Genomic DNA, 25,935 nt, shown 5'->3' with positions numbered 1-25,935 from the left:
ATCCGCGGCAGTTCGAGGGACCACACTGGCAGCATCGCTGTACCCCACGGGGGACGGTTTCGATGACGAAGCACGGAGAAGCCTGAGAATCATTCCGATCGGTTTGTGGGGTACACCTCCGGACCGCTTTACTCGTGAACACCCCAAGCAGTACCCAGAAGCAACACCCCCAGCACCACCGCACGAAGCCATCACCGCCGAACGCAGGGAGCAACACCATGACGATCGCACCGGCTGCACCGAGCACCACCCGCCGCGCCACCACGAAGAAGGCAGCGGCATCGAAGACCCAGGGCGCCGAGTCCGCGACGACCTCCCTCGACACCGAGGTCGAGGCCGACGAGCAGCTCGCCGGCGTCCGCGGTGCCTCCGTCGACCAGGTCGGCGACTACCTGCGCCACATCGGTCGCCTCTCGCTCCTCACCGCCGAGGAAGAAGCGCAGATCGCCCGTCGCATCGAGGTCGGCCTGTTCGCGGAAGAGAAGCTCGCGACCGAGAAGGGCCTCGCGAAGACCCTGCAGCGTGAACTCCGCTGGCTCGTCCGCGACGGTGAGCGCGCCAAGGAGCGCATGATCACCTCGAACCTCCGCCTGGTCGTCAGCATCGCGAAGCGTTACTCGCAGCGTGGCCTGCCGTTCATGGACGTCATCCAGGAGGGCAACCTCGGCCTGGTCCGTGCGGTCGAGAAGTTCGACTTCACGCAGGGCTACAAGTTCTCGACCTACGCCACCTGGTGGATCCGCCAGGCGATCTCGCGTGGTCTGGCCGACAAGGCCCGCACGATCCGCATCCCGGTCCACACCGTCGAGCTGATCAACAAGATCTCCCGCACCGAGCGCGACCTGACCGTCGACCTCGGCCGCGCCCCGATGCCCGACGAGGTCGCCGCCGAGCTGAGCATGACGGTGGAAGAGCTCGTCGACCTCAAGGGTCGCTCGCACGAGCCGGTCTCGATCCACACCGTGGTCGGCGACTCGGACGACAGCGAGCTCGGTGACTTCATCGAGGACGAGGACGCTGCGTCCCCGAACGAGCTCACCGAGACCACGCTCCTGCACCGCGACATCCGTTCGATCGTCGCCGAGCTGCCGAGCGAGGAAGCCAACGTGATCCGCATGCGCTACGGCCTCGACGACGACAAGCCGATGACGCTCGACGAGATCTCGAAGATCGTGCACACGACCCGCCAGGCCGTCAGCCGGGTGGAGTCGCGCGCCAAGCTGCGTCTGTTCGCCAAGGCGGTCTCGCAGGACATGCAGCTGTACCTGACCGACTGAGGTCAGCAGGCTTCGGCCGGCGCTCGCGTCGGCAGGGGAACCCGGGTCGGTCTGTGGGAAGACGATCCGGTGGGGTGATGGGAAGGCCCGCTCGAGCACTGCTCGAGCGGGCCATTCACGTTCGTGGGCGCCGGACGCCGGCCCGGACCGCTACTGGTCGAGTTCGCGCCCGAGCTTCTGCCGCAGGTCGCTCGGGATCAGCTCGATGAGCTGGTCGGGCCGGACCGGCAGGTCGAGCAGGCTCAGCTTCACCCGGCCGGTGCGTCCGTGCCGCTCGGCGTCGAGTCGGACGACGCTGCCGGCGTCCTTGCGGAGTCGGACGTCGATCTGCGCGCCGGTGGCGACCTCGCCGACGACGAGCCCGTCGACCTCGAGTGCGGCGCTCCTGGTGCCCTCGGCGATGTCGAACCGGTAGCGCTCGCGCGCGGCGAGCACCACGGCGCGGTCGATGCCCGCCATCGGGGCGACCGGGGTGACGACGGACCCGGAGAGTGCGGGGGAGAGCACCGGGCCACCCGCGGCGTAGTTGTACGCGGTGGAGCCGGCCGGGGTCGCGGCGACGATGGCGTCGGCGCGGTAGTAGCCGTAGCCGAGCCCGCCGACACTGAGGTCCGCCGACACCTGACCGGAACCGGGGCGCCGCACGATCGTCAGGTCGTTGAACGCCAGGTAGTCGGTGCGTGCGCCGCTCCAGGCCAGCCGGGCCTCGAGCGCGTGGTGCGGCTCGAGCTGGTACTCGCCGGCCGACAGTCGGTCGAGCGCTGCCTCGAGCTCGGGCGGTTCGATCTCCACGAGGAACCCGACGTTGCCGTAGTTCACGCCGAGCACGGGGACCGGGCGCTTCGCCACGAGTCGCATGGCGCCGAGCATGGTGCCGTCGCCGCCGAGGGCCACGACGAGGTCGACGCGTGCGGTGAAGTCGTCGTCCTCCACCGCGGTGATGCCCCCGCCGATCCGCTGCGCGTCGGCTCGGCGGGCGACGAGCTCGCCCCGGCCGGACGCGTTCCATCGCTGCAGGGTCGTGACGGACTCCTGCACGTTCTTGGTCGGGTGGACGACGAGGCCGACGACGGGCTGATCCATGACCGGATGGTACCGAGCCGCGCTGAACCGAGGGGTGTTCAATTGCTATTGCATGCGATATTCTGAATACATGCAGATCGCTCAGCTGTCCGTCGCCCTCCCCACCGTCCGGCAGGGTCGCGAGATCGTGCTGCTCGCCGACCTCGAGTCCCACGAGACGGGCTTCGGCTTCGTCGACGCGGAGCACCTCCTGCTCGCCGCCGTCACCCTCTGCAGCGGGATGCCCCGGTTCCGCCCGATCTTCGACGCGCACGGCGTGACCCCCGAGGCCGTCCGCTCCGAGATCAGCGTCTTCGTCGGTGCGCGGGCCGCGTGCCCCGACGAGCACGACCGGGTCGCCTGCACCCCGGCGGCCGCCAGAGTCCTCGCACGAGCAGCCGTCCTCGCCGGTCCGGCCGAGCGCGTCCGCCCGGTGCACGTCGTGCTGGCCGTCCTCGACGGCGTCGACGACCCCTTCATGGGCTCGGCGCACGACGTCCTCGACGCCCTGGGCGTCGAGCCGCGCCGCTTCCGGCGCGCCCTGCGCCGGGCAGCGCGCCGTGCCTGACACGCGACCCACGAGCGATCGGGAGGCCCGTGGCGGACGCCGCCACGGGCCTCCCGTCGTCTGTTCCGTTCGCTCACTGCGCACATCGCGCAGTGAGGTCACGCCCACGGCGAACAGGGGCAGCCCGCACGGGGAGCGCTGGTTACTCTCGGAGTACGTGACCGGACTCAGACGAGACCGGACCAGCTGTCGGCTCCGTCAGAAAGGGCCAAGGGAGAGCACATGTTCGAGAGATTCACCGACCGAGCCCGTCGTGTTGTCGTCCTCGCTCAAGAAGAAGCGAAGATGCTCAACCACAACTACATCGGCACCGAGCACATCCTCCTCGGCCTGATCCACGAGGGCGAGGGCGTTGCTGCCAAGGCGCTGGAGTCGCTCGGCATCTCGCTCGACGCCGTCCGCGAGCAGGTCCAGGACATCATCGGCCAGGGTCAGCAGCAGCCGACCGGGCACATCCCGTTCACGCCGCGTGCCAAGAAGGTGCTCGAGCTGTCCCTGCGCGAGGCGCTGCAGCTCGGCCACAACTACATCGGGACCGAGCACATCCTGCTCGGCCTGATCCGCGAGGGCGAGGGCGTCGCAGCCCAGGTGCTCGTGAAGCTCGGCGCCGACCTCAACCGGGTCCGCCAGCAGGTCATCCAGCTCCTGTCCGGCTACCAGGGCAAGGAAGCGGTCGCCGTCGGCGGCGAGCAGCAGCAGAACGCGCAGCAGGGTTCGCAGGTCCTCGACCAGTTCGGTCGGAACCTCACCCAGGCCGCGCGCGACGGCAAGCTCGACCCCGTCATCGGGCGCGAGAAGGAGATGGAGCGGGTCATGCAGATCCTCTCCCGCCGTTCGAAGAACAACCCCGTCCTGATCGGTGAGCCCGGCGTCGGCAAGACCGCCGTCGTCGAGGGCCTCGCCCAGGCGATCGTCAAGGGCGACGTGCCCGAGACGCTGAAGGACAAGCAGCTCTACTCGCTCGACCTCGGATCGCTCATCGCCGGGTCCCGCTACCGCGGTGACTTCGAGGAGCGCCTGAAGAAGGTCACGAAGGAGATCCGCACCCGCGGCGACATCATCGTCTTCATCGACGAGATCCACACGCTCGTCGGTGCCGGCGCTGCCGAAGGCGCGATCGACGCCGCGTCGATCCTCAAGCCCCTCCTCGCCCGCGGTGAGCTCCAGACCATCGGTGCCACCACGCTCGACGAGTACCGCAAGCACTTCGAAAAGGACGCAGCACTCGAGCGTCGCTTCCAGTCGGTGCAGGTCAACGAGCCGTCGCTGCCGCACACGATCAACATCCTCAAGGGCCTGCGCGACAAGTACGAGGCGTTCCACAAGGTGTCCATCACCGACGGTGCGATCGTCTCGGCCGCCAACCTGGCGGACCGCTACGTGCAGGACCGCTTCCTGCCGGACAAGGCCATCGACCTGATCGACGAGGCCGGCGCACGCCTGCGCCTCTCGATCCTGTCGGCGCCCCCGGAGCTCCGCGAGTTCGACGAGAAGATCTCGACGGTCCGCGGGCAGAAGGAAGCCGCCATCGAGGAGCAGGACTTCGAGAAGGCCGCCAGCCTGCGTGACGAGGAAAAGAAGCTCCTGGGCGAGCGTCTCCGCCTCGAGAAGCAGTGGCGTGCCGGTGACGTCGCCGCGTCCGGCACCGTCGACGAGGGCATCATCGCCGAGGTCCTGGCGCAGGCCACGGGCATCCCGGTGTTCAAGCTCACCGAAGAGGAGACCTCGCGTCTCGTCTTCATGGAGAAGGCACTGCACCAGCGGGTCATCGGTCAGGAAGAAGCCATCTCGGCCCTGTCCAAGACCATCCGCCGGACCCGTGCCGGTCTGAAGGACCCGAACCGCCCCTCGGGCTCGTTCATCTTCGCCGGGCCCACGGGCGTCGGCAAGACCGAGCTCGCCAAGGCGCTCGCCGAGTTCCTGTTCGACGACGAGGGCGCACTGATCTCCCTCGACATGTCGGAGTTCGGTGAGAAGCACACCGTCTCGCGTCTGTTCGGTGCCCCTCCCGGGTTCGTCGGCTTCGAGGAGGGCGGCCAGCTCACCGAGAAGGTGCGCCGCAAGCCGTTCTCCGTGGTCCTGTTCGACGAGATCGAGAAGGCCCACCCGGACATCTTCAACTCGCTGCTGCAGGTGCTCGAGGAAGGCCGTCTCACCGACGGCCAGGGCCGCGTGGTCGACTTCAAGAACACCGTCATCATCATGACCACGAACCTCGGTTCGCAGGGCATCGCCGGTGGACCGGTGGGCTTCCAGGTCGAGGGTGACTCGGCCGTCGGCTACGACCGCATGCGCGGCAAGGTCAACGAGGAGCTCAAGAAGCACTTCAAGCCGGAGTTCCTGAACCGCGTCGACGACACGATCGTGTTCCCGCAGCTGTCGCAGCCTGAGCTGCTGCAGATCGTGGACCTGTTCGTGAAGCGCCTGGCCGACCGTCTGCTCGACCGCGACATGACGGTGGAGCTCACCCTCCCCGCCAAGGAGCAGCTCATCAAGGTCGGGTTCGACCCGTCCCTCGGTGCACGCCCGCTGCGTCGCGCGATGCAGCACGAGGTCGAGGACCAGCTGTCCGAGCACATCCTGCAGGGTGAGCTCACCGCCGGTGACCACGTGAAGGTCGACTTCGTCGACGGTGCGTTCCACTTCGAGACCGGGCGTCAGCCGGGCCGCGAAGAGGTCCTCGCCGGCGCAGCCGCGGTCGAGACCGCGCCCGACGCGCCCCAGGGCGAGATCGAGTCCTAGGACCCGACACCAGACAGACGGGAGGCCCGGTGCCAGCTGGCACCGGGCCTCCCGTCTGTCCGCGTGCGGACGTGTCAGGCCGTGATCACGCCTGCACGTCGCCGCGCCAGCCCGTGTCGGTCGGAGCCGACTCGACGCGCTCCTTGTAGTTCTGCAGGTCCTTCTTGATGGCGTGGCCACCGACGCCGACCGCAGCGCCGAGCTTCTCGAGGAAGCCGGAGGGCTCCCAGTCGATCTGCGCGGTCACGCGCGTCTCGTTGTCGGACAGCTTGTGGAAGGTGACGACGCCGGCGTGGTCGGTCTCGCCGTCCTTGACGGCCCAGGCGACCCGCTCGTCGGGGTGCTGCTCGGTGATGACGGCGCGGAACTCACGCTCCTGGCCGGCGACCTTCACGGTCCAGTCGGTGGTCTTGTCGTCGACCTGGACGATCTTCTCGACCTCGTCGAGGAAGTGCGGGAACTCCTCGAAGCGGGTCCACTGACCGTACGCTGCGGAGACGGGGACGTTGACGTCGACGGTTTCGATGATCTGAGGCATGGTGTGGACGGTAGGCGGCCACGCCTGGGCGCAGTACAGCGGGGTGTCCCCCGGAGCGGTCGGGTGCCGCTCGTCCGCGCACGGGGCTTCGGTTGCCCTCCGGCGCGGTCTAGGGTTGTCGGGATGACAGAGCACGGGAAGCACGCGTTCCACGAACGTGACGAGCACGGGATCCTGGTGCGTCCGGCACTCGCCTCGGACGTCCCGCACATCCAGCGGCTCATCGCCCCCTACGTCGACCGGCGCATCCTGCTCGGCAAGGAGAACGTCGCGCTGTACGGCTCGATCCAGCAGTTCCGGATCGCCGAGGGTCCCGACGGCGTCCCGATCGGCTGTGGTGCCCTCGCCGTCTTCTGGGACGACATCGCCGAGGTGCGCACGCTCGCCCTCGACGCCGACTGGATCCACAAGCGCGTCGGACACCGGATGCTCGAGGCGCTCGAACACGACGGCCGCGAACTCGGCGTCGCGCGGATCTTCTGCCTGACGTTCGAGGTCGACTTCTTCGCGAAGCACGGCTACCTGGAGATCGGCGAGCAGGTCGTCGAACCGGCGGTCTACGCCGAGCTGGTGCGGTCGTCGGACGAAGGGGTCGCGGAGTTCCTCGATCTCGCCCGGGTCAAGCCGAACACCCTCGGCAACACCCGCATGCTGAAGATCCTCTGACGCTTTCGCGCGGCACCCGGCGGGGGTCCCGCACCGGGCATCCACGGTTGTCTACCCTGTGCGCATGTCGTCGTTGCGTCACCCCGTCGGGCCCGAGAAGCCGGTCGTGTACTGGCGCCGTCGTGCAGCCGTGCTCGGCGCACTCGTGATCATCGTCGTGGTGATCGTGCTCATCGTCGTCGGACGGGGGAGCGCGTCGACCCCGACGGCAGCGCCCACGTCCTCGCCGTCCGCTTCGGCCCCGGCTTCGGCCGGTGGTACGTCGTCCGCTGCCCCGTCCCGTTCGGCGTCGGCATCTGCGTCGGCGTCTGGGTCCGGCGCTGCCGACGGGTCGACGTGCAGCAAGGACCAGGTCGTCCTGACGCCCGTGCTCGACAAGGAGGCGTACGGCCCCACCGAGGACCCGAAGATCGCCATGTCGATCAAGAACACCGGCATGAACTCGTGCCACCTCGACCTCGGGTCAGCGCAGCAGGTGCTGACGATCAGCTCGGGCGAGGAACAGTACTGGTCGTCGAAGGACTGCCAGACCGGCGGCACGAACCAGGACGTCACGATCAAGTCCGGGCAGACCCTGACCACGCCCGCGATCGCCTGGGACCGCACCCGGTCCTCCACCACGACGTGCGATGCGTCCCGCCCGGCGGTCTCGGCCGACGGGGCGAGCTACCACCTGCAGGTCGAGGTGGGGAACCTCGAGTCGAAGGCCTCGGTGCAGTTCATCCTGCAGTAGCCCGGGCGTCGCGCGGGCTGGTAGCCTCGATCCAAGTGGATTGGGAATGCCCGATCGGCGTCGAACCCCCGGAACCCCCGGGGGTTCTCGCTTTCACGGGTACACCTTCAGGCCCCAGCCCTTCACCGAACCAGACGGCGACTTCGGCATGCGCTCGAGGATCCGGTCCCACGCGCGGTTGGGCTGCTCGGGCTTGAGGAGATGTGTGCCGATCGGACGAGCGACGAGATCGGCGATCTGGAGCCCGGCACTGTTCGTCTGCTTGCTCGCGATCTTGAAACGGAAGGTCTCGGCCATCCCGCGCATCTTCGTGGTGCTCATGATTCGGTCGAACTCGGCCTCCAGCTCCCGGTCCTCGGAGCGGCCCCGACTCTCGAAGACCACGAACGTCTCGCACCGGGACGCTCCTCGATCCTGGAGCTGCAAGAAGACCCGTTCGAGCCCGAACTCGAGCGCGACGTGGTACGGACTCGTGTCCTCCCCGACCCGGCGGACGAACTCGTGCTTCCGGATGGCGGATGCAACCACCCCGAAGCGCTCATCGAACACGGCGTCGACTCTTGCCATGAAGTCGCTGCGGACGGAGGCGTTCAGGAGGATGTCGAACGGCGGAGCTGACTGACGCATCTCCCGCTCGTGGAGGACGACCATGTCGTGGTTGAAGAAGTCGAACTTGAGGCGTTGGACGAGCGGAACGATCCGGTCGACGTAGACGTCGACGGGGAAGATGCAGAACGCGAGCACGAACATCGGGTAGTCCGGATTGATGCGCGTGAGACTGTGATCTCCGCTTTCGTCGACGTAGACGATGTATCCACTGCGCACCGGTCCAACATATCAGTGGACAGCAAACGGCCCCGCCGTCCAGAGGACGACGGGGCCGTTCGAAGCTGATGCGATCAGCCGAGGACGGTGATGTTCTCCGCCTGCGGGCCCTTGCGGCCCTCGGTGATGTCGAACTCCACCTTCTGGTTCTCCTCCAGCGACTTGTAGCCGTTGCCGGCGATCGCGGAGAAGTGCGCGAAGACGTCAGCGCTTCCGTCGTCCGGGGCGATGAAGCCGAAGCCCTTTTCGTTGTTGAACCACTTGACGGTACCGGTAGATGCCATGATGGCGTTTCCTTAGCTTTCTTGCGTTCCGCCATGGTGCGATCGCACCTGCGGAGCCCCGACGTACGTCGACGGGGGTGATGCGCCACGCGGGCAGGTGCCGGCGGGACGGGTTCGGGGTCAGGCCTGATGGCCAGTGACCCTGGTAGTCCGAGTTGAGGGGCAAACCACCTCGCCCGAACGTTGAGCGCCGCCGAAGCGGTTCCATCAGGCTAGCGTGCTCTGGGCCGACTGGCTACCCGTGCGTCACTGAACGACGAAAATCTGGTGGAATTGCTCAGATGGCAGACAAGGAACAGCGCTTCCGGAGTGAACAACTCGAGGAAGCCCTCGCGAAGCAGGACGTCGCTGCGGTGGCGTTCGCGCTGCGCAACGACATCGTGATCGTCCCCCGGCTCGTGACCGGCAAGAAGGACATGCAGGTGCGGGTCTTCGGGCGCGAAGGCTCCGAGAAGCGCGTTCTGCTGCTGTTCTCGTCGGCGGACGCCTACACGGCGATGGTGCCGGACGAGAAGATCCGGCAGGTCATGGTCTACGACGGACCGCGACTCGAAGAGTTCCTCGCCGCCCACCTCGACATGCTCGAGGGCGTGTTCTTCGACATCGCCGGGCCGAACACCATGCAGGCGACGCCGGGGGACCTGCTGGCCGCATTGCGCGCTTAGGACTGGCCGTCGGGTTGTCCGCGGGGGGCCGTCGGGCTGTCCGTGGTGGGCCGTCGGCTCAGAACGCGCGGTCGAGCTCGCGCTCGCGAGCTGACTGCGTCATCGAGAACGCCACACGCAGTGCTTCGCGCAGGTGCCCGGAGTCCGAGCCGAGCACCGTCGTGAACCCGAGGCGGGTGGCCTCGTTCAGGCGCTGCTTCGTGCCCGTGGCCGGACGGATCTCGCCGGCGAGGCTGATCTCGCCGATGGCCGCGAGTGTGTGCGGGTACGGGCGGTCACGTGCCGCACTCGCCAGGGCCAGAGCGATCGCCAGGTCGGCGCCGGGTTCGGTGAGCTTCATGCCGCCCACCGTCGAGACGTAGACGTCGGCATCGGAGAGCTTGAGGCCGGCTCGGCGTTCGAGCACCGCGAGCAGCATCGCCACGCGTGAGGCATCGACGCCGTTCACGACCCGACGGGGCTGCGGTGCGGAGCTCGGGACGATGAGCGCCTGGACCTCCACCGGGAGTGCCCGGCGCCCCTCGAGCGCCACGGTCACGCACGTGCCGGACACCGGGGTCGCGTTCTTGGACATGAAGAGGCCGCTGGGGTCGGGGACCTCGTGGATGCCGTCGCCGCCCATGTCGAAGCACCCGACCTCGTCCGTGGGGCCGAAGCGGTTCTTCAGCGCCCGGACGAAGCGGAGCGCGGTCTGCCGGTCGCCCTCGAAGTGGCAGACGACGTCGACCAGGTGCTCGAGCAGGCGCGGCCCGGCGATCGTGCCGTCCTTCGTGACGTGGCCGACGATCAGGACGGGGAGGGCGCGGTCCTTCGCGATGCGGATCAGGGTCGAGGCGACCTCGCGCACCTGGGACGTCCCACCCGCGATGCCGTCGATCGAGCTGGACGAGATGGTCTGGACGGAGTCGGCGATGAGCAGGTCTGGCTTGACCTGGTCGATCTGGCCGATGATGACGCCGAGGTCGACCTCGCTCGCCAGGTAGAGGTCGTCGTGCATCGCCCCGGTGCGCTCGGCGCGGAGCCGGACCTGGTCGACGGACTCTTCCGCGCTGACGTAGAGGACGCGTTTGCCGGACGCCGCCGCGCGCGAAGCGACCTCGAGCAGGAGCGTGGACTTGCCGACGCCGGGTTCGCCGGACAGCAGGACAGCTGCGCCGGGGACGACCCCGCCGCCGAGCACGCGGTCGAACTCGCCGATGCCGGTCTGCCAGCGCTGCACCGTCGTGCCGCGGGCTTCGGTGATGGGCCGCGCGGCTCGGGCGCCGGTGACGGCCACAGCTGCGGTGCCACGAGTGCTCGCCGAGACCGCCGAGGAGTCCTCGACCGTGCCCCAGGTCTGGCACTCGCCGCACCGGCCGACCCACTTGACACTGGTCCAGCCGCACTCGGTGCATCGGTAGAGGGACTGCGGGCGCGCCATGTCGTCGAGGCTAGGCCGTGCCGCCGACATCGCCTGAGCGGTGCACCGGCTCGTCGGGAAGGGCGATCGAACCCGTCATCCGGTTGCGGATCCGTTCGACGGGACTCGGGCGGTTGGCGTGGTCGAGTGCCTCGGCACCGTCGGTGTCCTGCTCGGCACGTGCGTTCGCGACCGCTCCGGCCTCACGCCCGAGGTTCTCCGCCTCACGCGCGGAGAGGTAGTGCCGGATCGCCGCGACCGTGTCCGCCCGGGCGTCGACCGCCGGCTCGAACGCGCTCGCCCAGACCTCGTACCCCCGGTCGTTCGGGTGGAACAGGTCGCCGTAGCTGTTGAAGAACGTGCGGCGCACCCCGACCCGCTTCGTGATCGTGTGCAGCGGCGCCACGGTCAGCCCGAACTCGGCGGCCACACGGTGCACGATCTCGTTCGCCACCGCCACCTTGCGCTCGCGGTCCGGCACGAACATGCACGGCAGCTCGGCCACCACAGCGTGCGACGGCACCGCGCCGTAGATCGCCCGGATGTTCCGCTCGAACTTGTCCGGGTCGAAGTCCGCGATGTCGTTCGCCCCGATCGACACCGTGCAGATGTCGGGTGTGTACTGCCGGAGCTTCGGCAACTGGTCGCGCTTGGCACCCCAGGTCGTCGAGCCCGAGACGCTCAGGTTCACGACCCGCACCGACTCGTGGGAACGATGCCGGATCCGGCGCGCCAACAGACCCACGTACCCGCGCGACGGCACCGTCGCGCCGACGCCCTGGGCCGCCGAGTCGCCGATCGCCACGTACAGGAGCTGCCCCTCGTGCTGCTGTCGCTCGTGCCACCAGTCGGCGTGGATCGGCAGCATGTCGACCACCCGTTGCGCGGCCGCCCGCTGGCCCTTGACGCCGGCCCGGGCCCCGACGGCGGCTGCCCCGAGGACACCAGCCCCACCGAGGACGGACGTCAGGAGTGCGATGAGCGTGCGGGTCTTCATGTCGTGGACGGTACGCCCGCAGGCCGAGTCGACGACGTGGGCGGCCTGTGGGTGTGGGAAGAGCCGTGGAGGTGACCGCCTGTGGAGGGCGAGCCGACGTCGGGTGGCGTGACGGGCCTCCCGGATCGTGTAAACTCTTTCCCGGTACCGTGTCCGAGCGGCCGAAGGATCATGTCTCGAAAACATGTGTGGGGGCAACTCCACCGTGGGTTCAAATCCCACCGGTACCGCCACAGGGCGATTCACGGATCTCGATGAAGACATTCTCGGGATTCGTGAACCCCACGACGAAGGCCCCCGGGAGCATCCCGGGGGCCTTCGTCGATGATGACGGTGGTCACGCTCTTCCCTCGTGCGGCAAGACTCAGGGGTGCAGGTGTGGATGCCCCAACGGTTGACGGCGTCGGCGGACCGCATGTGTGAGAATTGTCGTCCGTGACGGTCTCTCATGGTGCTCGCCGATCGCTTGACCGTCCTCAGACCGTGCGCGTCATCGCGTTCACCATCGTGGTCGTCGCAGCATTGGTCTTCGCCTACTGGCACGTCGGTCGGCAGCGCGTGGACGTCGACGAAGACGTGTACGTGGTCTCGGGGTGGGAGTACCTGCACGGCGTCTTCATCCGGAACCTCGAGCACCCGCCGACCGCGAAGTACCTGTTCGGACTCGCCGAAGTCGTGCTCGGGGCACCGGGGCCGCTCGGTCCGCGGTACGTCGCCGCGACTGCCTCGTTCGGCACCGGACTCATCTTCTTCCTGTGGTTCCGGCGATCCGTTGGGTTCTGGGCGGCACTGATCACCGCTGCGTTCTGGTGGCTCACCCCGCGGGCGAACGGGATCGCCTGGTCAGACCCGGGCTCCGGCGTGGCGACGAGGATGGACCGCACCGCCCTGCTCGAACCGGTCATGGTGTTCTTCGCCGTGGCAGCGATGTACGCGGCGTGGCGGTGGATCAACGGTTCCGATCGCCGACGGTGGTTCTGGGCCAGCGCGTCCGGATTGCTGCTCGCGCTGTCGGTGACCTCGAAGGTGACCTCGGCGGTGCTCGTGATCGCGATCATCGCGTTGCCGATCCTGTTCCGCCGGTGGTCGGACCTGCTCACCGGCGGGCTCATCGCCGCTGGGACGTTCGTCATCGCCTTCGTCCTGCTGTACGCGCCAGTGGGGTTCGAACGAGGCTTCCTCCACATGCTCCAGTTCCAGACGGAGCACTCGACAACCGGCCACACGATCGAACTGCTCGGGCGCGAGTACCAGTTCGCCCCGTGGTGGGCGAACTTCGTGTACTTCTCGCAGGGCACGAGCCGCTGGATCGTGCTGGTCCTGATCATCGGCCTCGTCGCGGCCTTCGTGTTCCGACCCGACCGCCTGGTGGCGTACTTGAGCATCGGCCTCGGCGCGCAAGTCGCGTTCCTGACCTCGTCCGACGTTGCGCTGGCCCACTACTACTACGCATGGATGCCGCTCCTCATCGCCCTCGCCGGTGTCGGCTTCGGTCGCGCGGGCTGGCCGGCGCGAAGTCCCGGCCGGCGCCAGGCCACCCTGCGGGTCGCGGGCGTGGGCCTGGTGCTCCTCCTCGCCGTCGCCCCGGTGGTCCGGCTCGGCGCCGCGGTTGCCCACGCCCGTCCGGCTGGCATCGCAAGGCTCGACGCGGAGCTGCGCGCCCGCGGAGTCGACGGCGGCACCATCCTGTTCGGCGGGTACAACTTCGTCGCGTGGAAGCCCTACTTCTTCCCGCGGGGCACCTGGGAGCCCGACGCCGACGACATCACCGCCGTCGTCCAGGGCGTCGACAGCCGCTTCCCGATGAAACCAGGCGTCTCCTCTTTCCTCCGTGCCCACCGTGACGACCTCGAGTACTTCACCGTCGACGAGCTGCAAGTGTGGATCCCGAAGGGCGGCGCTCTCCAGGAACGTGGTGGTGTGCTCGAACCCTCACCTGCGCGCACCGAATCCACTCAGTCGCACTGAGGCGTGTGCCCGGTACTCTTCCTGGCGTGAACGCGGACCAACGACCATGAGCGAGACCCTGGTCATCATCCCGACCTACGACGAGGCGGAGAACGTCCGTCCCATCGTCGAGCGCACGCTCGCCGCGACGGACGACGGAGTCCACGTGCTCGTCGTCGACGACAACTCGCCCGACGGCACCGGTGACATCGCCGACGCGATCGCCCGCGAGTCCGACCGGGTGCACGTCATGCACCGCACGGTGAAGGACGGCCTCGGCGGCGCGTACCTGTCCGGGTTCGCGTGGGGCCTCGAGCACGGCTACGCCAAGCTCGTCGAGATGGACGCCGACGGGTCGCACCACCCCGAGTACCTGCCGTGGATGCTCGAGCTCGCGGACACGAACGACCTCGTGCTCGGGTCCCGCTGGATCAAGGGCGGCAAGGTCGAGAACTGGCCCTGGTACCGCGAACTGCTCTCCCGTGGCGGGAACCTCTACACGCGCCTGGCCCTCGGCATCGCCGTCCGCGACGCCACCGGTGGGTTCCGGGTCTTCACCTCGCAGGCGTTCGAGCGGATCGACCTGGCCGGCGTCGCCTCGAAGGGCTACTGCTTCCAGGTCGACCTGTGCTGGCGTGCCCTCGAGGCCGGTCTGCGGGTCGTGGAGACCCCGATCACGTTCACGGAGCGGGAGTTCGGTGTCTCGAAGATGAGCGGCAACATCGTGCGCGAGAGCCTGGCCCTCGTGACGAAGTGGGGCATCGACCGCCGCATCCGCGAGACCCGTTCGCTGGTCAAGGACCACCGGAAGCTGCCGTCCGTGCGCACCAACGCGCACGCCAGCCCTGCGCCTCGGGAGTGACGCGCCATGCCGATGGGGCGGGAGAAGCTGAAAGCACTGAAGGTGGAACTCGGCGGTCCGATCGAGTCCGAGGGGGAGGTCTCCCTGCGGCTCGATGGGAAACGCTGTCGCACGCGCGCCGATTTCCTTCGTGAGATCGGGGTGGCACTTCAGTTTCCGCCGTACTACGGCGCGAACTGGGATGCGCTCGAGGAGTGCGTTCACGATCTGACGTGGTTGCCGGATGCGCACGTCAACCTGGTGGTGGAGAACGCGGACCAGCTCCTCGTGAGCGATCCCGAGCGAGAATTGGACATCTTCGTCGATGTCCTTCGAGCGGGTACGGAATGGCAGCGTGCGCTCACGATGCACCTTGGCGGAAATTCGAGTGGCCGCATCTCGACGGCCTTCGCTGCCCTCCTCGAGGGTCAATGTTCTTCATGGCGCGCCGAGTGAGAGCATCTTCGCCGCGTTGCGCCGTCACGGGGAATTGACATGGTGTTGAGCGCTCGATCAGAAGCGTGGGCGCTGCACCCAAAGCCCGCCTGGGCACCCTTGGTCGACTTCGTCGCGAACGTCGAACTCGAGGACGACCCAGATTCGCTGCTTCGCTATGAACAACTCGTGTTCGAGCGCCTGCCTGAACAGCGCTTCCGACTGTGCTGCGTGCCGTTCTACCATCACGGCTACGCTCTTGGCGACGTCGTGGAACTCGTTGATCGGGAAGGGTTCGGTTGGACCCCGGCGCGGGTGCTCGAGCGGAGCGACTACTGGGTGCTCCGCGTGCTCCTCCAACAGGATCGCGGAGCATCGGCGATCCGGAGTCTCATCGAGAGCATCCACGCGCCAGTCGAGACCACATGGCGACTCGTCGCGTTCGCAGTACCTGGACGCGACCTGCTGCAACGCGTTCGAGCTGAGCTGGATGAGCTCGAGCAGGAAGGACTTCTGGTGTACGAGACCGGGTGGACAGATGGAGGGTGAATTGCAGCCGTATTCGGGAACCTCATCACCGTCGCGTTGGTGCGCTGAGACCAGCGCGGGCCACGGCTTGAGGCGGACCTGATCTCCGCGGCGGTGCGCGGAGCGCGTGAGCGTGAGCCGTTCACGCAGGGAAGGCGATGAGACTTGGCAGCACGAGGTCTCACGACCGCCGAATCGGACCTGATCCGCTGGTTGCTGGCGCACTGCATGCCGCAGGACGCGAAGCCCGCTCCCACCGACCTGTCCACCGCGCTGGTCGCTCGGTACGACGAATCAGAGTGCCTTCGCTTCGAGAAGCCAGTCTCGTCCGGTGAACGGGGTTTCCACTCCGACATGTTCACCTTCGACGACGTCGATGGCGTTTCGATCACTGCGTTCCTGACCTTCGACCCGCGAGGTCGTATGCAAGAACTCGACCTCTGGAAGGCAGACGACTCGAGGATCGTGGGTCTGCGCGATCCCTCCCGCTGAGGTGCCGATGGCCCGCTGCGGGAGTCCAGCTCAGCGCCGCTTGCGCAGTGCGTTCGTCGCCCACAGCGCGACGGCGATCAGCACGGGCTGGAACAGGAGCCGGACGAACCGCTTGGTGTCCGTGTCCAGGCCGAAGCCGTCACGGTGGTGCATCCACTGGGCGATGTTGCCCGGGAAGATCGCGGTGAAGAACACCGCGGCGACCCACCCGACGGTGGCCTGCCGGCGGACCAGCAGCATCAGTGCGGCACCAAGGGAGATCTCGGCGATGCCCGAGGCCAGGACCGTGACGTCCGGGTCCAGGGGGACGAACTCCGGCACCTGTGCCCGGAACTCCTGACGTGCGACCGTGAGGTGGCTGATGCCGGCCCAGGTCATGGCGGCACCCAGCAGGATGCGGACGACGGTGCGGGGCTTGGTCGAGCGGGGAGTGCGGGGGCGGGAGGTCATCGGGCGGGGGCCTTTCGAGGGGTGCCGGACACGGGTGCCCGGTTGTGCGCAATTGAATTGCGCACAACCTAACACGGCATCGCCCTCGCACGAGGACGCTCTTCCGGCAGCGCGGCCCAGACATCGGCCCACACGAGCTCGAAGTCGACGGGCGCGAGTCGGTGCGCCCGCACCGCCCGCTCCAGGATCGAAAGCGCGTCGAGCGAGCCGGCGAGGAGCCGCTCGTCGCCGTACACCTCCGGCCGACCGTTGCCCAGGAACGTGGTCACGGTGATCGAGCGCACCCGTGGCCGCAGTCGTCTGGTGGCCCGCGCGAGCACCGCGAACCCCGCGGCGTACAGCGCGAGTCCGACGGGCATGCCCGCCGCCGGTACCGAGACGGCGACGACCACGACCACGAGCGCGGTGAACACCCCGACGGCGGGCCAGACGTGCCATGCCCGGAGCAGCAGGCGTTCGCTCGTGTTCGTCCCGGGTGGGAACACGACGAGTGTCCGCGAGGTCCACATCGTGCGTCCCACCGGCCGGATCGTGTACCGGCCCCACAGGTGCGGCCCGTCGATCAGGCGGTCGCGGACCGACGTCGCCGTGGTCACCGCTCCACCGGCAGGAGCTCGGCGCGGACGGGCACGGCCGTGCTGACGACGTCCCGGTGCCGGACGGTCGTGAGGCAGGGGAAGCAGACCAGGTCACCATCGCGGACGTCGGCCGGCAGCGGAGCCGGGAGGCGGTGGAACGGACCGTCGGCCTGACCGTCACATCGGGTGACGACGTACATCGTGGCGAGGGGAGCGGTGCTCCGGCGTCCGATCAGGCGCACCTGGTCGAGCACGGCGCAGGTCGGCAGGACCGCGTCCAGTTCCAGGAGCACCACCCCGGTGCGCGGCCGTCGGACCCGGGTGACCGACGCGACCGCGACGCTGACGTCTCGAGGGGTCCAGCCGCGGGGGCGGTAGCGCGGCGGCGACTGCTCCGCGGTGTGCACGCTCGGGGTGCCGGTCAGGTCGGCGAGCCGGACCATCGAGATCGCGGCGACCACCAGGTCGTCGGTGGTCGCCACGGTGTGGGCCGGCCACAGGACCGGGTCCATCGGATCCGACAGGGACGCGCGGAGCGTCGGCATGATCGCTGTCAGTGTCACACCGGACACGTTCCCGCGCGGACAGGCAAGGGGGAAGGTGCCCTGACGGAACCCCTACGCCCGAGTGACGACTCCTGACAGTCCGCTCACTCGATGTCGACGTCCCGCTTGCCGCGCCGCACGATCAGCGGGTCCGGCTTGCCGATCACGTCGACCGCCTTGTCCGGGTAGTCGAACTGCGTCAGGAAGTACCGCATCGCGTTGAGTCGGGCGCGCTTCTTGTCGTTCGACCGCACGATGGTCCACGGTGCGTACCGCTTGTCGGTCCGGGTGAACATCGCCATCTTCGCCTCGGTGTAGTCCTCCCAGCGGTCGAGGGACAGCAGGTCGATGTCGGACAGCTTCCACCGGCGCACGGGGTCGAGCTGCCGCATCGCGAACCGGGTGCGCTGCTCGCGGCGGGTGACCGAGAACCAGAACTTCGTCAGGTGGATGCCGGAGTCGACGAGCATCCGCTCGAACTGCGGCACCTGGGTCATGAACGACTCGTACTCGGCGTCGTCGCAGAACCCCATGACCCGCTCGACGCCGGCGCGGTTGTACCAGGAGCGGTCGAACAGGACCATCTCGCCGGCCGACGGCAGGTGCTGCACGTAGCGCTGGAAGTACCACTCGCCGCGTTCCCGCTCGCTCGGCTTGCTGAGCGCCACCACGCGCGAGGTGCGGGGGTTGAGGTGCTCCGTGAACCGCTTGATGGTGCCGCCCTTGCCCGCGGCGTCGCGGCCCTCGAACAGCACGACGACCTTCTGGCCGGTGTCCTCGAGCCAGTACTGGCACTTCAGGAGCTCGATCTGCAGCTGGTACTTCGCGTACTCGTACTCCTCGCGCGGCAGCCGCTCGTCGTACGGGTAGTCGTCGCGCCACGTCAGGACGGGGTTGCCGTGCGGGTCGATGAGGTCCGGGTCAGCAGTGTGCCCGTCGGCGACGCTGTAGCCCTCGGTCCGGAGCTGCTCGATGTACTCCCGGAGTGGTTGCGAGTACGGCGCTGTGTCCACGGTGTCTCCCTCACTGCCCACCGATCGACGGTTCGTCGGTCGGCTCGTGCCCATCTTGTCCTGCACAGCCCCACGGATGCCGAACCACGCGTGTCGCCCCGGTGAAGCTCGTCCCGCTCAGCCGACACCGCAGCGTCGTTCGGTGCAGCTGATGACGCTGCCGTCCCAGGTCGGGTGCGCGCTCCCGGCACCGACCCGACGATCGCCCACCGCGAGCACCGGCGTCTGGTCGGCGGTGAGGCCCATCGCGAACCCACCGCCGTCCTCGGATCGTTCGTCCGGGACGTACCGCGCGATGGTGCTCGTCCAGGTCGTCGAGCACGTGCGGTCGAGACACGACACCAGGTCGATCGACTGCCGGTCGGTGTTGCGGACCGCGATGAGTGGCCTGCCGGTGTCGTCCACGACCACGGCGGGAGGTTGCTGGTCGGCCCCCGGCAGGTCCAGGTCGACGACGGTCGAGGCTCCGCAGGCAGCGTCGTCGCATGAGATCAGCTGCTGCGTCGTGCTGCCGGCGGGCCGGTAGAGGACGATCGGCCGGTCGCGGGTGCCGAGACCGATCTGCGCGCCGTCGGTCATGTCGAAGGTCGACGAGTCGGCTTTCCCCGTGGTGATGTCCGGCGTCTCGACCCGCGGTTCGCCCGCGACGGTGGTGGAGACGATCCTGAGCTTCGGCAGCTCGAGGTCCCGCCCGCTGTCGACGAGCGAGACGACCGCGGTGCCGCTCTTCGTGACCGTGATGCCGAGGGTGCCCGATGCCGACAACGTCGGTACCCAGTCGAGCGGGACACGCTTGGTGATCGAGGTGGAGCACAGGTCGTCGTCGCAGAACGTGATGGAGAGTTGCGCCCTTGCTCCCGACACACCGCGCACGATGCCGGCGACGACGGGGTGCTCGCCCGTGGTGGTGACGGCTGCCGCGGTCAGCGTGGCGTTGCTCCGTGCGAACACGGACTCACCGCTGCGGAAGGCCACGTCGAAGCCGGCGACGGACGTCCGGGTGCCGTTCGGGGTCGAGAAGCCGTGCGTCGCCGGTCCGGTCGCCCAGCGGTGGAGCTGGGCGGGCGTGCTGTGCACGACGTCGAGTTCGAAGCGGTCGGATCCCGACCCCGACCCCTCGACCGGACGCCACTGCGCGGTGATCATCGCGCCGTCGGGCAGGCCGGCGATCGCGGTACCGAGGATCGACGCCGGCTCGAGCGACGGGTCACAGGTCGCGCCGGAGCACCGGTCCACCTGTGCACCCTCACCCCCGAGTCCGCTCAGCGCCACGGTGTCCGCGCCGACCTCGGTGACCGCCGCCCCCCGCCAGATCTGCGGAGTCTGGGCGGCGGAGTAGCTGGTGAACCCGAACGGGTTGGCCAGCACGGTCGGCACGAGGACGATCGCGGGGACGAGGAGCGTCGCGAGTCCCACGAACGCCCCGCCCCGGAGACGGCCGGGCGACCCCTCAGCCGAGCCTGCCGCGGCCGCTGGCACCGGCACCGGCGCAGCAGCGGGAGCGGTCCACCACACGGACGTGGAGCGGACAGCCGCCCCTCGCACGGCGATCGCGATCAGGAGCAGGACGGTCGCGCCGGGCACGAGGAACGAGATCGCCGCGCTGAGCACCGCCGTGACGACCGAGGGGGACTGCACCCCGACCAGGGCGGCGAGGCCGACGTGGACCACCCCGAGGACGAGCCCCGTGGTCACCAGGGCTCGGCGCGGCGAGCGGAAGACCTCGACGTCGGGCGACTGCTGGACGTCACGGGTCCGCCAGGCGTTCGCGAACGCCGTCCGCCACGTGGTGCCACCGACCGCGATCTGCGGCCACGCCATCAGCAGTGGCGCCGCGACGACCAGCGCCACGAACACGAGCAGGGTGATCGCGAGGGCGAGCCAGGGCGACACTGCGGTCGCGACGGTCGCAGCGACGGCGATCAGGAGCACCAGCGCTGTGACCAGGAACGCGAGCAGCACCGCTGGCGCCCGCCGGGCCGCAGCGCGCCAGGCACCCCGCGCCGACGATGCCGCCCGCGCGGACCCGACAGCGCCGACCATGGCGACCGTCGCCGCGGTGATCCCGAACGCGTTCCCCAGGACGAGCAGCGCACCGGCCGTCACGACCACGGCGAGCCAGGTCGGGCCGGGGTCGACCGTGCTGAACGCACCGTTGACGATCGCGAGCGCACCGCGACCACCGAGTACGACTACGACGAGGCCGGCCAGCAGCGCCGAGGCGACCACCGGCACGGCGAAGGCGATCGCGGGGGCGGTGCCGCTGAACGCCAGCGCCCCCGCCGGCGGCGGCCCGAACAGCTTGCTCGTCGCGGACTCCTGTGGCGCGCTGTCGCTGATCTGCTCGTCGTGCATCGTCTGGTTCCCCCTGGTCTCGGACGTGCCCCCATCCTGTCAGCCCCTCCGCCATCCGCTAGCGTCGACAACGGCCAATCCCCCGACCCCGGATCGAGCAACGATGCCTGACGTCCACCTACCTGCCGCCGACCGCTACGAGCAGCTCCCGTACCAGCGTGTGGGGAGGAGCGGCCTCATGCTGCCGCGTATCTCCCTCGGCCTGTGGAACAACTTCGGCGCCGACCGCGCACTCGCCACGCAGCGCGACATCGTGCTGCACGCCTTCGACCGCGGGATCACCCACTTCGACCTGGCGAACAACTACGGTCCGCCTGCCGGGTCGGCCGAGGAGCAGTTCGGCCGCATCCTCGAGTCGGACCTGCGTCCGTACCGTGACGAGATCGTGGTGTCGACGAAGGCCGGCTACGACATGTGGCCGGGCCCGTACGGCGACCGGGGCTCGCGCAAGTACATGCTCGCGTCGCTCGACCAGTCGCTCGGGCGCCTCGGGCTGGACTACGTCGACGTCTTCTACTCGCACCGTCCCGACCCTGAGACCCCCATCGAGGAGACGGTCAGCGCGCTCGTGACCGCGGTCCGTTCGGGCAAGGCGCTCTACGCGGGCATCTCGAACTACGACCCGGCGCAGACCGCCGCGGCAGCCGAGGCGCTCGCCGCCGAGAACATGCACCTGCTCATCCACCAGCCGCGCTACAACATGTTCGACCGGGTCCCCGAGGACGGGCTCTTCGACGAGCTCACGCGTCTCGGCACCGGTGCGATCGTGTTCTCGCCGTTGGCCGGTGGGCTGTTGACGGACCGCTACCTGGACGGTTCGGTGCCGGTCGGGTCGCGTGCGGCCGAGGGCCGCTGGTTCGGTGCGGACCGCATCGACGACGAGTACCTGACCACGGCGCGCGCACTCAACGACATCGCGGCTGCCCGCGGGCAGACGCTCGCGCAGCTCGCGATCACGTGGGTGCTCCGGCAGCCCGCCGTCACGTCGGCGCTGGTCGGGGCATCGAGCGTCCGTCAGCTGGACGGCACGCTCGACTCCCTCGCGGGTGCCCCGCTCACTGACGAGGAGCTCGCGGCGATCGACGCCCTGGTGCCGCGTCGCTGAGCCGGGCAGGATGAGCGACATGACCGACGACAGCGACATGATCCACCCCCGGGTCGCGCCCAGCGGCGACGGGTGCGTCGAGTGCGACGCCACCGGGTCCTGGTGGGTGCACCTGCGCCGGTGTGCCGCGTGCGGCCACGTCGGGTGCTGCGACGACTCGCTGAACACCCACGCCACCCGGCACTGGGAGGCGACCGGGCACGCGGTCATCCAGAGCTACGAGCCCGGCGAGACGTGGGCGTACGACTACCGCGACCAGTCCACGTTCGAGGGCGTGGAGCTCGCGGCGCCGACGAGCCACCCCGTCGACCAGTCCGTCCCCGGGCCGGCGGACCGCCTGCCGGCGGTCTGGTTGGAACTGCTCGGCGGGTCGCGCTAGGGCCGTCGACGCGAAGGGAGACAGACGGGAGGCGCGGTGCCAGCCGGCACCGCGCCTCCCGTTCGTCAGTGGGTTGCCCCTAGACCGCCGCGGTCGCCTCGTCGCGGTGCGGGAGCTTCCAACCCGGGCGCACGAAGTGGCAGGTGTACCCGGCGGGGTACTTCTCCAGGTAGTCCTGGTGCTCCTCTTCGGCCTGCCAGAAGTCGCCCGCGGGCTCGACCTCAGTGACGACCTTGCCGGGCCAGATGCCGGAGGCGTCCACGTCGGCGATGGTGTCGCGCGCGACCTGCTCCTGCTCGGGCGAGGTGAAGAAGATCGCGGAACGGTAGGCACGGCCGACGTCGTTGCCCTGGCGGTCCTTCGTCGACGGGTCGTGGATCTGGAAGAAGAACTCGAGCAGGTCGCGGTACGAGATCTCCGACGGGTCGAAGACGATCTCGACCGACTCGGCGTGGTCACCGTGGTTGCGGTACGTCGCGTTCGGGGTGTCACCACCCGAGTAGCCGACGCGGGTGCTGATGATGCCGGGACGGCGGCGGAGGAGCTGCTGCGCTCCCCAGAAGCAGCCGCCGGCGAGGATGGCGGTTTCGGTGGTGGTCATGGTGGCCTCCTGAGGTCGTCGTGCCGCTGGCTGCGGCACCGTGTGGTGCAACCGGCAACGGCGGCTGTCTGTTCCCGTCGCCGGGCCGGCACACCTCGACAGTACGAGGACGTGCTCTGCGTCACCTCTGCGGTACGGTCGGGCTCACCTGAAGCGGTCATCCATGCCTGACGATGGACTGTGCCACCCACGACGTTCGTGGCCGCTGGGTCTCGCGCTCTGTTGCGTTGTGTTCCTCGAGGTGTTCGCGGCGATCGGCTCGCTGCCGGGGATGCTCGTCGCGCAGGTGCAGTACACGTCGTGTGCTCCGACGAGACGATGCGGTGTTCGTACGCGGTCGGCGATGTCGCGGAGCTCATCGTGCCGCTCCTCGCACTCATCGTCGCGATCACGACCTGGGTCATCGGGGCATCTGGTGTCCCCACGGTGCGGCGAGCCCCCCGGCGCTCGCCTACTCGTCCGCGACCAGGGCGTGGTAGGCAGCGCCTTCGCCGGCGACGTCGAAGTTGATCGCGATTCGGATCTGCTGGTTGTGGCGAGAACACGCAGAACCCCCATCTCGACCACGTCATCCCGAAGAACAAGGGCGGTGATGGCGCAGAGAGCAACATCACCCTCGCGTGTCCGCCCTGCAACCTGTCCAAGGGCGCGAAGGACTGGCCCGGCATGGGGCAGGAAGGCTACAACTACAAGGAGTGGATCCCACCGCTCATGCGAAAGGAAGCACAGGAATGCCGGACTACACCGTCGTCACGCACGAGAACCCAGTGCTCGGGGTCGAGAAGGTCGTCCGGGTGGAGCTTGATCCGTCGTGGGACCCGATCCGCTACGAAGACTTGACGATCATCATCCTCGACGACGGCCGCAACGTTGTGAGCTGTGTCCCCTTGTTCGCGAAGAATGTACACCTGGGAGACATCATCAATGCGGTCGAGAATCCTTCGACCGGACAGCTCGAGTACGGGGATCGTGTCGACCGGGGACAGTCTTGGGTCTTCAGGATCAGTCCTCGCGATGAAGACGCTTTCCGCATCGTTCACGACGTCATCCACGAATTCGGCGGTGCCGTCGAGACGTGGGGCTCGATCACAGGAGTAGCGATCCGAGGGGATGCGGCTGCCGACCAGTTCGCGGACCGGTTGCAGCAGCTGGAAAACGACGGACTCCTCGAGTACGACACCGCAGAGCGCTGAGAGGGCGGACACGGGACAGCACCAGTTGCGCACGTCCCCCGGGCCCGGGGGAAGTCCGATCGGCGAACGCCGATCTCGACGGCTCGGCGGTCACGGTCAACGATGTGAGCGGAACGAGCTTCCGGCTGTGAGTGCCCCTGCGCCGCCGGTTGTTGCGTTCGAGGCCGACAACCCGCACTCGTCGTTCGCTGCGACGTTTTGGAGGCACGGTGCCAGCTGGTACCGCGCCTCCAGTCCGGGGTGGGGCCGCGTCAGTTCGTGGTGTCCTCGAGCGCGTCGAGCGCGGCCACGTCGTCGGCGGCCAGCACGAAGTCGACGTCGGCGTTGTCGGCGATGCGCGACGGGGTCGTGGACTTCGGCAGCGGCAGGACGTCCTTCTCGAGCAGGTAGCGGATCGCGACCTGGGCGACGGACTTGTCGTACTTCGCCGCGATCTCGGCGATCTGCGTGTTCTCGAGCAGGCCACCGGTGGCGAGCGGCGAGTAGCCCTCGGTCAGGATGTCGTGCTCGCGGTCGAAGGCGGTCGTCTCGTCCTGGGTGTTGCCGATGAACCAGCGGATCTGGTTGGCGTGCGGGACGACGTCCGTGCGGCCGAGCAGGTCCTCGAGGTCGGGGACGGCGAAGTTCGAGACACCGATCGAGCGGGTCCGGCCAGCGTCGTAGACCTCTTCCAGCACCTTCCACACCTCGACGTTGCCGTCGCGGTGGTCGGAGCCGATGGCGTCCCAGGGCCACGGTGCGTGCACGAGGTACAGGTCGATGACGCCGACGTCGAGGTTGCGGCTCGAGGTCTCGAAGGCATCACGGGCGCCGTCGGCGGTCTTGATCTCGGCGGGCAGCTTCGTCGTGACGAAGACCTCGTCGCGGGGGACGGCGCTGTCACGGATGGCCTGGCCGACGCTGGCCTCGTTGCCGTAGGCCAGGGCGGTGTCGATGTGGCGGTAGCCGGCGTCCAGGGCGGTCTTCGTGGCGTCGTAGGCGTCGTCGCCGGACGGGATCTGCCAGGTGCCGAAGCCGATCTTCGGGATGTGCAGGCCGTTGGACAGGGTGAACGTGTCGGTGAGAGCGGGCATGCGTCGGACAGTACGCCGCCCGGTTCCGGGGGCGGTCACGGGACGCAACGCTGGGCCGCCGCGTACCGCGCCCCGGAACGGGCATCGCGCCCCGACTCACACGGGCGCGATGCCCGCCAGGGGGCGCGAACGCGTCAGACGACGGACGACTGTCAGCGCGTGCGCGCGCCGATGCGCGGCAGCACGAAGCCGAGGATGATCATCGCGACGGCGAGGAACGCGTGCAGCACGTTGTCCGCGCTGTTCAGGGGGACGAAGTTCGCGGGGTCCGCCATGCCGGCCGTGAACAGCCCGTAGACGAACAGGACCGCGTAGACGATGCCGCCGACGACCAGGTAGAGGCGAGCGCCCGACGCCGAACGGGCTGCGACGAGTCCGACGATGCCGAAGAGCAGGTGCACGATGTTGTGCAGGACCGACACCTGGAACAGCCCCAGGAGCAGGGCCATGGAGCCGTGGCCGGCCATCGACATCGACCCCATGTCCATCGTGAGTCCGGGGATGAAGCCGGCGATGCCGACGATCAGGAAGACGACCCCGAAGAGGAGTGCACCCTTCTGGGTCCACGTCGAGCCGGTGCGGTTGCGAGCGGTTGCTGCGTTGCTGGTCATGGTGGGACCTCTCATCTCGTACGCGTCGCGGAT

Annotated in this window: 28 protein-coding genes, 1 tRNA gene and 1 pseudogene; 16 read left to right on the top strand and 14 right to left on the bottom strand. The window is 68.7% G+C overall.

Annotation, left to right across the window (positions count from 1 at the left end; genetic code table 11):
• The first annotated feature begins 218 nt into the window (after positions 1–218).
• Positions 219–1,277 carry a sigma-70 family RNA polymerase sigma factor gene (locus EDF40_RS08480; RefSeq protein ID WP_123294550.1) on the top strand — a complete coding sequence of 353 codons (1,059 nt, stop codon included), beginning with the start codon at positions 219–221 and terminating at the stop codon, positions 1,275–1,277.
• Positions 1,278–1,427: 150 nt separating this feature from the next.
• Here EDF40_RS08480 and EDF40_RS08475 read toward each other — a convergent pair whose 3' ends face one another.
• Positions 1,428–2,360: an NAD(+)/NADH kinase gene (locus EDF40_RS08475; RefSeq protein WP_123339195.1), complete on the bottom strand. Its 933-nt coding sequence runs from the start codon at positions 2,358–2,360 to the stop codon at positions 1,428–1,430.
• 70 nt (positions 2,361–2,430) lie between these two features.
• Between EDF40_RS08475 and EDF40_RS08470 the strand changes: the two genes are divergently transcribed.
• Together EDF40_RS08470 and EDF40_RS08465 are read left to right on the top strand one after the other, a co-directional pair.
• A complete protein-coding gene (locus tag EDF40_RS08470) occupies positions 2,431–2,907 on the top strand; it encodes a Clp protease N-terminal domain-containing protein (protein ID WP_185002921.1) in 477 nt (158 codons plus the stop codon).
• A 222-nt stretch (positions 2,908–3,129) separates the two neighbouring features.
• Positions 3,130–5,649 carry an ATP-dependent Clp protease ATP-binding subunit gene (locus EDF40_RS08465; RefSeq protein ID WP_123339193.1) on the top strand — a complete coding sequence of 840 codons (2,520 nt, stop codon included), beginning with the start codon at positions 3,130–3,132 and terminating at the stop codon, positions 5,647–5,649.
• An 85-nt stretch (positions 5,650–5,734) separates the two neighbouring features.
• Here EDF40_RS08465 and EDF40_RS08460 read toward each other — a convergent pair whose 3' ends face one another.
• A complete protein-coding gene (locus tag EDF40_RS08460) occupies positions 5,735–6,187 on the bottom strand; it encodes an SRPBCC family protein (protein WP_123339192.1) in 453 nt (150 codons plus the stop codon).
• A gap of 123 nt (positions 6,188–6,310) precedes the next feature.
• On the opposite strand from EDF40_RS08460, the gene EDF40_RS08455 reads away from it, so the two are divergent.
• Positions 6,311–6,853 carry an amino-acid N-acetyltransferase gene (locus EDF40_RS08455; protein WP_173170102.1) on the top strand — a complete coding sequence of 181 codons (543 nt, stop codon included), beginning with the start codon at positions 6,311–6,313 and terminating at the stop codon, positions 6,851–6,853.
• Positions 6,854–6,917: 64 nt separating this feature from the next.
• Positions 6,918–7,586 (top strand): hypothetical protein, encoded by a 669-nt coding sequence (locus EDF40_RS08450; protein WP_123339191.1) that lies wholly within the window; start codon positions 6,918–6,920, stop codon positions 7,584–7,586.
• 93 nt (positions 7,587–7,679) lie between these two features.
• On the opposite strand, the gene EDF40_RS08445 is transcribed toward EDF40_RS08450, so the two are convergent.
• Together EDF40_RS08445 and EDF40_RS08440 are read right to left on the bottom strand one after the other, a co-directional pair.
• Positions 7,680–8,411 (bottom strand): DUF3800 domain-containing protein, encoded by a 732-nt coding sequence (locus EDF40_RS08445; RefSeq protein ID WP_123339190.1) that lies wholly within the window; start codon positions 8,409–8,411, stop codon positions 7,680–7,682.
• A gap of 74 nt (positions 8,412–8,485) precedes the next feature.
• The gene (locus EDF40_RS08440; RefSeq protein ID WP_017887662.1) at positions 8,486–8,695 is read right to left on the bottom strand and encodes a cold-shock protein; all 210 of its coding nucleotides are present in this window, start codon (positions 8,693–8,695) and stop codon (positions 8,486–8,488) included.
• A 281-nt stretch (positions 8,696–8,976) separates the two neighbouring features.
• Here EDF40_RS08440 and EDF40_RS08435 point away from each other — a divergent pair, with 281 nt between their 5' ends.
• On the top strand, positions 8,977–9,360 hold the full coding sequence (locus EDF40_RS08435) for an SseB family protein (protein ID WP_123339189.1): 384 nt from the start codon (positions 8,977–8,979) through the stop codon (positions 9,358–9,360).
• Between the two features lie 58 nt (positions 9,361–9,418).
• On the opposite strand, the gene radA is transcribed toward EDF40_RS08435, so the two are convergent.
• Together radA and EDF40_RS08425 are read right to left on the bottom strand one after the other, a co-directional pair.
• Positions 9,419–10,780: a DNA repair protein RadA gene (gene radA / locus EDF40_RS08430; protein WP_185002918.1), complete on the bottom strand. Its 1,362-nt coding sequence runs from the start codon at positions 10,778–10,780 to the stop codon at positions 9,419–9,421.
• A 10-nt stretch (positions 10,781–10,790) separates the two neighbouring features.
• Positions 10,791–11,756 (bottom strand): SGNH/GDSL hydrolase family protein, encoded by a 966-nt coding sequence (locus EDF40_RS08425; protein WP_185002915.1) that lies wholly within the window; start codon positions 11,754–11,756, stop codon positions 10,791–10,793.
• A gap of 143 nt (positions 11,757–11,899) precedes the next feature.
• Between EDF40_RS08425 and EDF40_RS08420 the strand changes: the two genes are divergently transcribed.
• The 6 genes from EDF40_RS08420 to EDF40_RS08395 all read left to right on the top strand — a co-directional run bounded on the left by EDF40_RS08420 (position 11,900) and on the right by EDF40_RS08395 (position 15,999).
• Positions 11,900–11,989, top strand: a tRNA-Ser gene (locus EDF40_RS08420).
• Positions 11,990–12,239: 250 nt separating this feature from the next.
• A complete protein-coding gene (locus tag EDF40_RS08415) occupies positions 12,240–13,724 on the top strand; it encodes a phospholipid carrier-dependent glycosyltransferase (RefSeq protein WP_123339186.1) in 1,485 nt (494 codons plus the stop codon).
• Positions 13,725–13,770: 46 nt separating this feature from the next.
• Positions 13,771–14,565 carry a polyprenol monophosphomannose synthase gene (locus tag EDF40_RS08410; RefSeq protein WP_123339185.1) on the top strand — a complete coding sequence of 265 codons (795 nt, stop codon included), beginning with the start codon at positions 13,771–13,773 and terminating at the stop codon, positions 14,563–14,565.
• Positions 14,566–14,571: 6 nt separating this feature from the next.
• Positions 14,572–15,000, top strand: coding sequence for a barstar family protein (locus tag EDF40_RS08405; RefSeq protein ID WP_221180456.1), 429 nt, complete (start codon positions 14,572–14,574; stop codon positions 14,998–15,000).
• A gap of 99 nt (positions 15,001–15,099) precedes the next feature.
• Positions 15,100–15,528: a DUF4265 domain-containing protein gene (locus EDF40_RS08400; protein ID WP_185002912.1), complete on the top strand. Its 429-nt coding sequence runs from the start codon at positions 15,100–15,102 to the stop codon at positions 15,526–15,528.
• 144 nt (positions 15,529–15,672) lie between these two features.
• Positions 15,673–15,999, top strand: a complete 327-nt coding sequence (locus tag EDF40_RS08395) for a DUF6984 family protein (RefSeq protein WP_123671171.1) — start codon at positions 15,673–15,675, stop codon at positions 15,997–15,999.
• Positions 16,000–16,029: 30 nt separating this feature from the next.
• Here the strand turns inward: EDF40_RS08395 and EDF40_RS08390 are convergent, their stop codons facing one another.
• From EDF40_RS08390 to EDF40_RS08370, 5 genes are all read right to left on the bottom strand, one after another.
• Positions 16,030–16,449, bottom strand: coding sequence for a MauE/DoxX family redox-associated membrane protein (locus tag EDF40_RS08390; protein ID WP_123339182.1), 420 nt, complete (start codon positions 16,447–16,449; stop codon positions 16,030–16,032).
• A 68-nt stretch (positions 16,450–16,517) separates the two neighbouring features.
• Positions 16,518–17,045 carry a DUF6611 family protein gene (locus tag EDF40_RS08385; RefSeq protein WP_123339181.1) on the bottom strand — a complete coding sequence of 176 codons (528 nt, stop codon included), beginning with the start codon at positions 17,043–17,045 and terminating at the stop codon, positions 16,518–16,520.
• Complete coding sequence (locus tag EDF40_RS08380) at positions 17,042–17,590, bottom strand: hypothetical protein (protein WP_123339180.1); 549 nt, start codon at positions 17,588–17,590, stop codon at positions 17,042–17,044. The genes EDF40_RS08385 and EDF40_RS08380 overlap by 4 nt, the downstream gene beginning before the upstream one ends.
• A gap of 86 nt (positions 17,591–17,676) precedes the next feature.
• A complete protein-coding gene (gene ppk2 / locus EDF40_RS08375; protein WP_123339522.1) occupies positions 17,677–18,585 on the bottom strand; it encodes a polyphosphate kinase 2 in 909 nt (302 codons plus the stop codon).
• Positions 18,586–18,702: 117 nt separating this feature from the next.
• Entirely contained in the window at positions 18,703–20,940 is a 2,238-nt protein-coding gene (locus EDF40_RS08370; RefSeq protein ID WP_123339179.1) for a hypothetical protein, read from the bottom strand.
• A gap of 103 nt (positions 20,941–21,043) precedes the next feature.
• Here EDF40_RS08370 and EDF40_RS08365 point away from each other — a divergent pair, with 103 nt between their 5' ends.
• Both EDF40_RS08365 and EDF40_RS08360 read left to right on the top strand, forming a co-directional pair.
• On the top strand, positions 21,044–22,045 hold the full coding sequence (locus EDF40_RS08365; protein ID WP_123339178.1) for an aldo/keto reductase: 1,002 nt from the start codon (positions 21,044–21,046) through the stop codon (positions 22,043–22,045).
• Positions 22,046–22,064: 19 nt separating this feature from the next.
• Positions 22,065–22,424 carry a UBP-type zinc finger domain-containing protein gene (locus EDF40_RS08360; RefSeq protein WP_123339521.1) on the top strand — a complete coding sequence of 120 codons (360 nt, stop codon included), beginning with the start codon at positions 22,065–22,067 and terminating at the stop codon, positions 22,422–22,424.
• 79 nt (positions 22,425–22,503) lie between these two features.
• On the opposite strand, the gene msrA is transcribed toward EDF40_RS08360, so the two are convergent.
• Positions 22,504–23,025, bottom strand: coding sequence for a peptide-methionine (S)-S-oxide reductase MsrA (msrA, locus tag EDF40_RS08355; protein WP_123339177.1), 522 nt, complete (start codon positions 23,023–23,025; stop codon positions 22,504–22,506).
• Between the two features lie 543 nt (positions 23,026–23,568).
• On the opposite strand from msrA, the pseudogene EDF40_RS19655 reads away from it, so the two are divergent.
• Positions 23,569–23,865 (top strand): annotated as a pseudogene (locus EDF40_RS19655) (HNH endonuclease); the annotation flags it as partial.
• Positions 23,757–24,218 (top strand): DUF4265 domain-containing protein, encoded by a 462-nt coding sequence (locus EDF40_RS08345; RefSeq protein ID WP_123339176.1) that lies wholly within the window; start codon positions 23,757–23,759, stop codon positions 24,216–24,218. The pseudogene EDF40_RS19655 and the gene EDF40_RS08345, both read left to right, overlap by 109 nt.
• 251 nt (positions 24,219–24,469) lie before the next feature.
• Here EDF40_RS08345 and EDF40_RS08340 read toward each other — a convergent pair whose 3' ends face one another.
• Together EDF40_RS08340 and EDF40_RS08335 are read right to left on the bottom strand one after the other, a co-directional pair.
• A complete protein-coding gene (locus EDF40_RS08340; protein WP_123339175.1) occupies positions 24,470–25,291 on the bottom strand; it encodes an aldo/keto reductase in 822 nt (273 codons plus the stop codon).
• A 152-nt stretch (positions 25,292–25,443) separates the two neighbouring features.
• Positions 25,444–25,902, bottom strand: a complete 459-nt coding sequence (locus EDF40_RS08335; protein WP_123339519.1) for a DUF4383 domain-containing protein — start codon at positions 25,900–25,902, stop codon at positions 25,444–25,446.
• Between the last annotated feature and the right edge of the window lie 33 nt (positions 25,903–25,935).

The organism is Curtobacterium sp. PhB170, from assembly GCF_003752345.1.
Lineage (GTDB): Bacteria > Actinomycetota > Actinomycetes > Actinomycetales > Microbacteriaceae > Curtobacterium.
The sequence above is the reverse complement of the archived record's forward strand: the minus strand, read 5'-3'. Positions and strand labels throughout refer to the sequence as shown.

What these genes read in the sequence shown, in the direction of transcription:
- EDF40_RS08480 (WP_123294550.1), top strand. Translation starts at nt 219, where the DNA reads ATGACGATCGCACCGGCTGCACCGAGCACCACCCGCCGCGCCACCACG.
- EDF40_RS08475 (WP_123339195.1), bottom strand. Translation starts at nt 2,360, where the DNA reads ATGGATCAGCCCGTCGTCGGCCTCGTCGTCCACCCGACCAAGAACGTG.
- EDF40_RS08470 (WP_185002921.1), top strand. Translation starts at nt 2,431, where the DNA reads ATGCAGATCGCTCAGCTGTCCGTCGCCCTCCCCACCGTCCGGCAGGGT.
- EDF40_RS08465 (WP_123339193.1), top strand. Translation starts at nt 3,130, where the DNA reads ATGTTCGAGAGATTCACCGACCGAGCCCGTCGTGTTGTCGTCCTCGCT.
- EDF40_RS08460 (WP_123339192.1), bottom strand. Translation starts at nt 6,187, where the DNA reads ATGCCTCAGATCATCGAAACCGTCGACGTCAACGTCCCCGTCTCCGCA.
- EDF40_RS08455 (WP_173170102.1), top strand. Translation starts at nt 6,311, where the DNA reads ATGACAGAGCACGGGAAGCACGCGTTCCACGAACGTGACGAGCACGGG.
- EDF40_RS08450 (WP_123339191.1), top strand. Translation starts at nt 6,918, where the DNA reads ATGTCGTCGTTGCGTCACCCCGTCGGGCCCGAGAAGCCGGTCGTGTAC.
- EDF40_RS08440 (WP_017887662.1), bottom strand. Translation starts at nt 8,695, where the DNA reads ATGGCATCTACCGGTACCGTCAAGTGGTTCAACAACGAAAAGGGCTTC.
- EDF40_RS08435 (WP_123339189.1), top strand. Translation starts at nt 8,977, where the DNA reads ATGGCAGACAAGGAACAGCGCTTCCGGAGTGAACAACTCGAGGAAGCC.
- radA (WP_185002918.1), bottom strand. Translation starts at nt 10,780, where the DNA reads ATGGCGCGCCCGCAGTCCCTCTACCGATGCACCGAGTGCGGCTGGACC.
- EDF40_RS08425 (WP_185002915.1), bottom strand. Translation starts at nt 11,756, where the DNA reads ATGAAGACCCGCACGCTCATCGCACTCCTGACGTCCGTCCTCGGTGGG.
- EDF40_RS08410 (WP_123339185.1), top strand. Translation starts at nt 13,771, where the DNA reads ATGAGCGAGACCCTGGTCATCATCCCGACCTACGACGAGGCGGAGAAC.
- EDF40_RS08405 (WP_221180456.1), top strand. Translation starts at nt 14,572, where the DNA reads ATGCCGATGGGGCGGGAGAAGCTGAAAGCACTGAAGGTGGAACTCGGC.
- EDF40_RS08390 (WP_123339182.1), bottom strand. Translation starts at nt 16,449, where the DNA reads ATGACCTCCCGCCCCCGCACTCCCCGCTCGACCAAGCCCCGCACCGTC.
- EDF40_RS08370 (WP_123339179.1), bottom strand. Translation starts at nt 20,940, where the DNA reads ATGCACGACGAGCAGATCAGCGACAGCGCGCCACAGGAGTCCGCGACG.
- EDF40_RS08365 (WP_123339178.1), top strand. Translation starts at nt 21,044, where the DNA reads ATGCCTGACGTCCACCTACCTGCCGCCGACCGCTACGAGCAGCTCCCG.
- EDF40_RS08360 (WP_123339521.1), top strand. Translation starts at nt 22,065, where the DNA reads ATGACCGACGACAGCGACATGATCCACCCCCGGGTCGCGCCCAGCGGC.
- msrA (WP_123339177.1), bottom strand. Translation starts at nt 23,025, where the DNA reads ATGACCACCACCGAAACCGCCATCCTCGCCGGCGGCTGCTTCTGGGGA.
- EDF40_RS08345 (WP_123339176.1), top strand. Translation starts at nt 23,757, where the DNA reads ATGCCGGACTACACCGTCGTCACGCACGAGAACCCAGTGCTCGGGGTC.
- EDF40_RS08340 (WP_123339175.1), bottom strand. Translation starts at nt 25,291, where the DNA reads ATGCCCGCTCTCACCGACACGTTCACCCTGTCCAACGGCCTGCACATC.
- EDF40_RS08335 (WP_123339519.1), bottom strand. Translation starts at nt 25,902, where the DNA reads ATGACCAGCAACGCAGCAACCGCTCGCAACCGCACCGGCTCGACGTGG.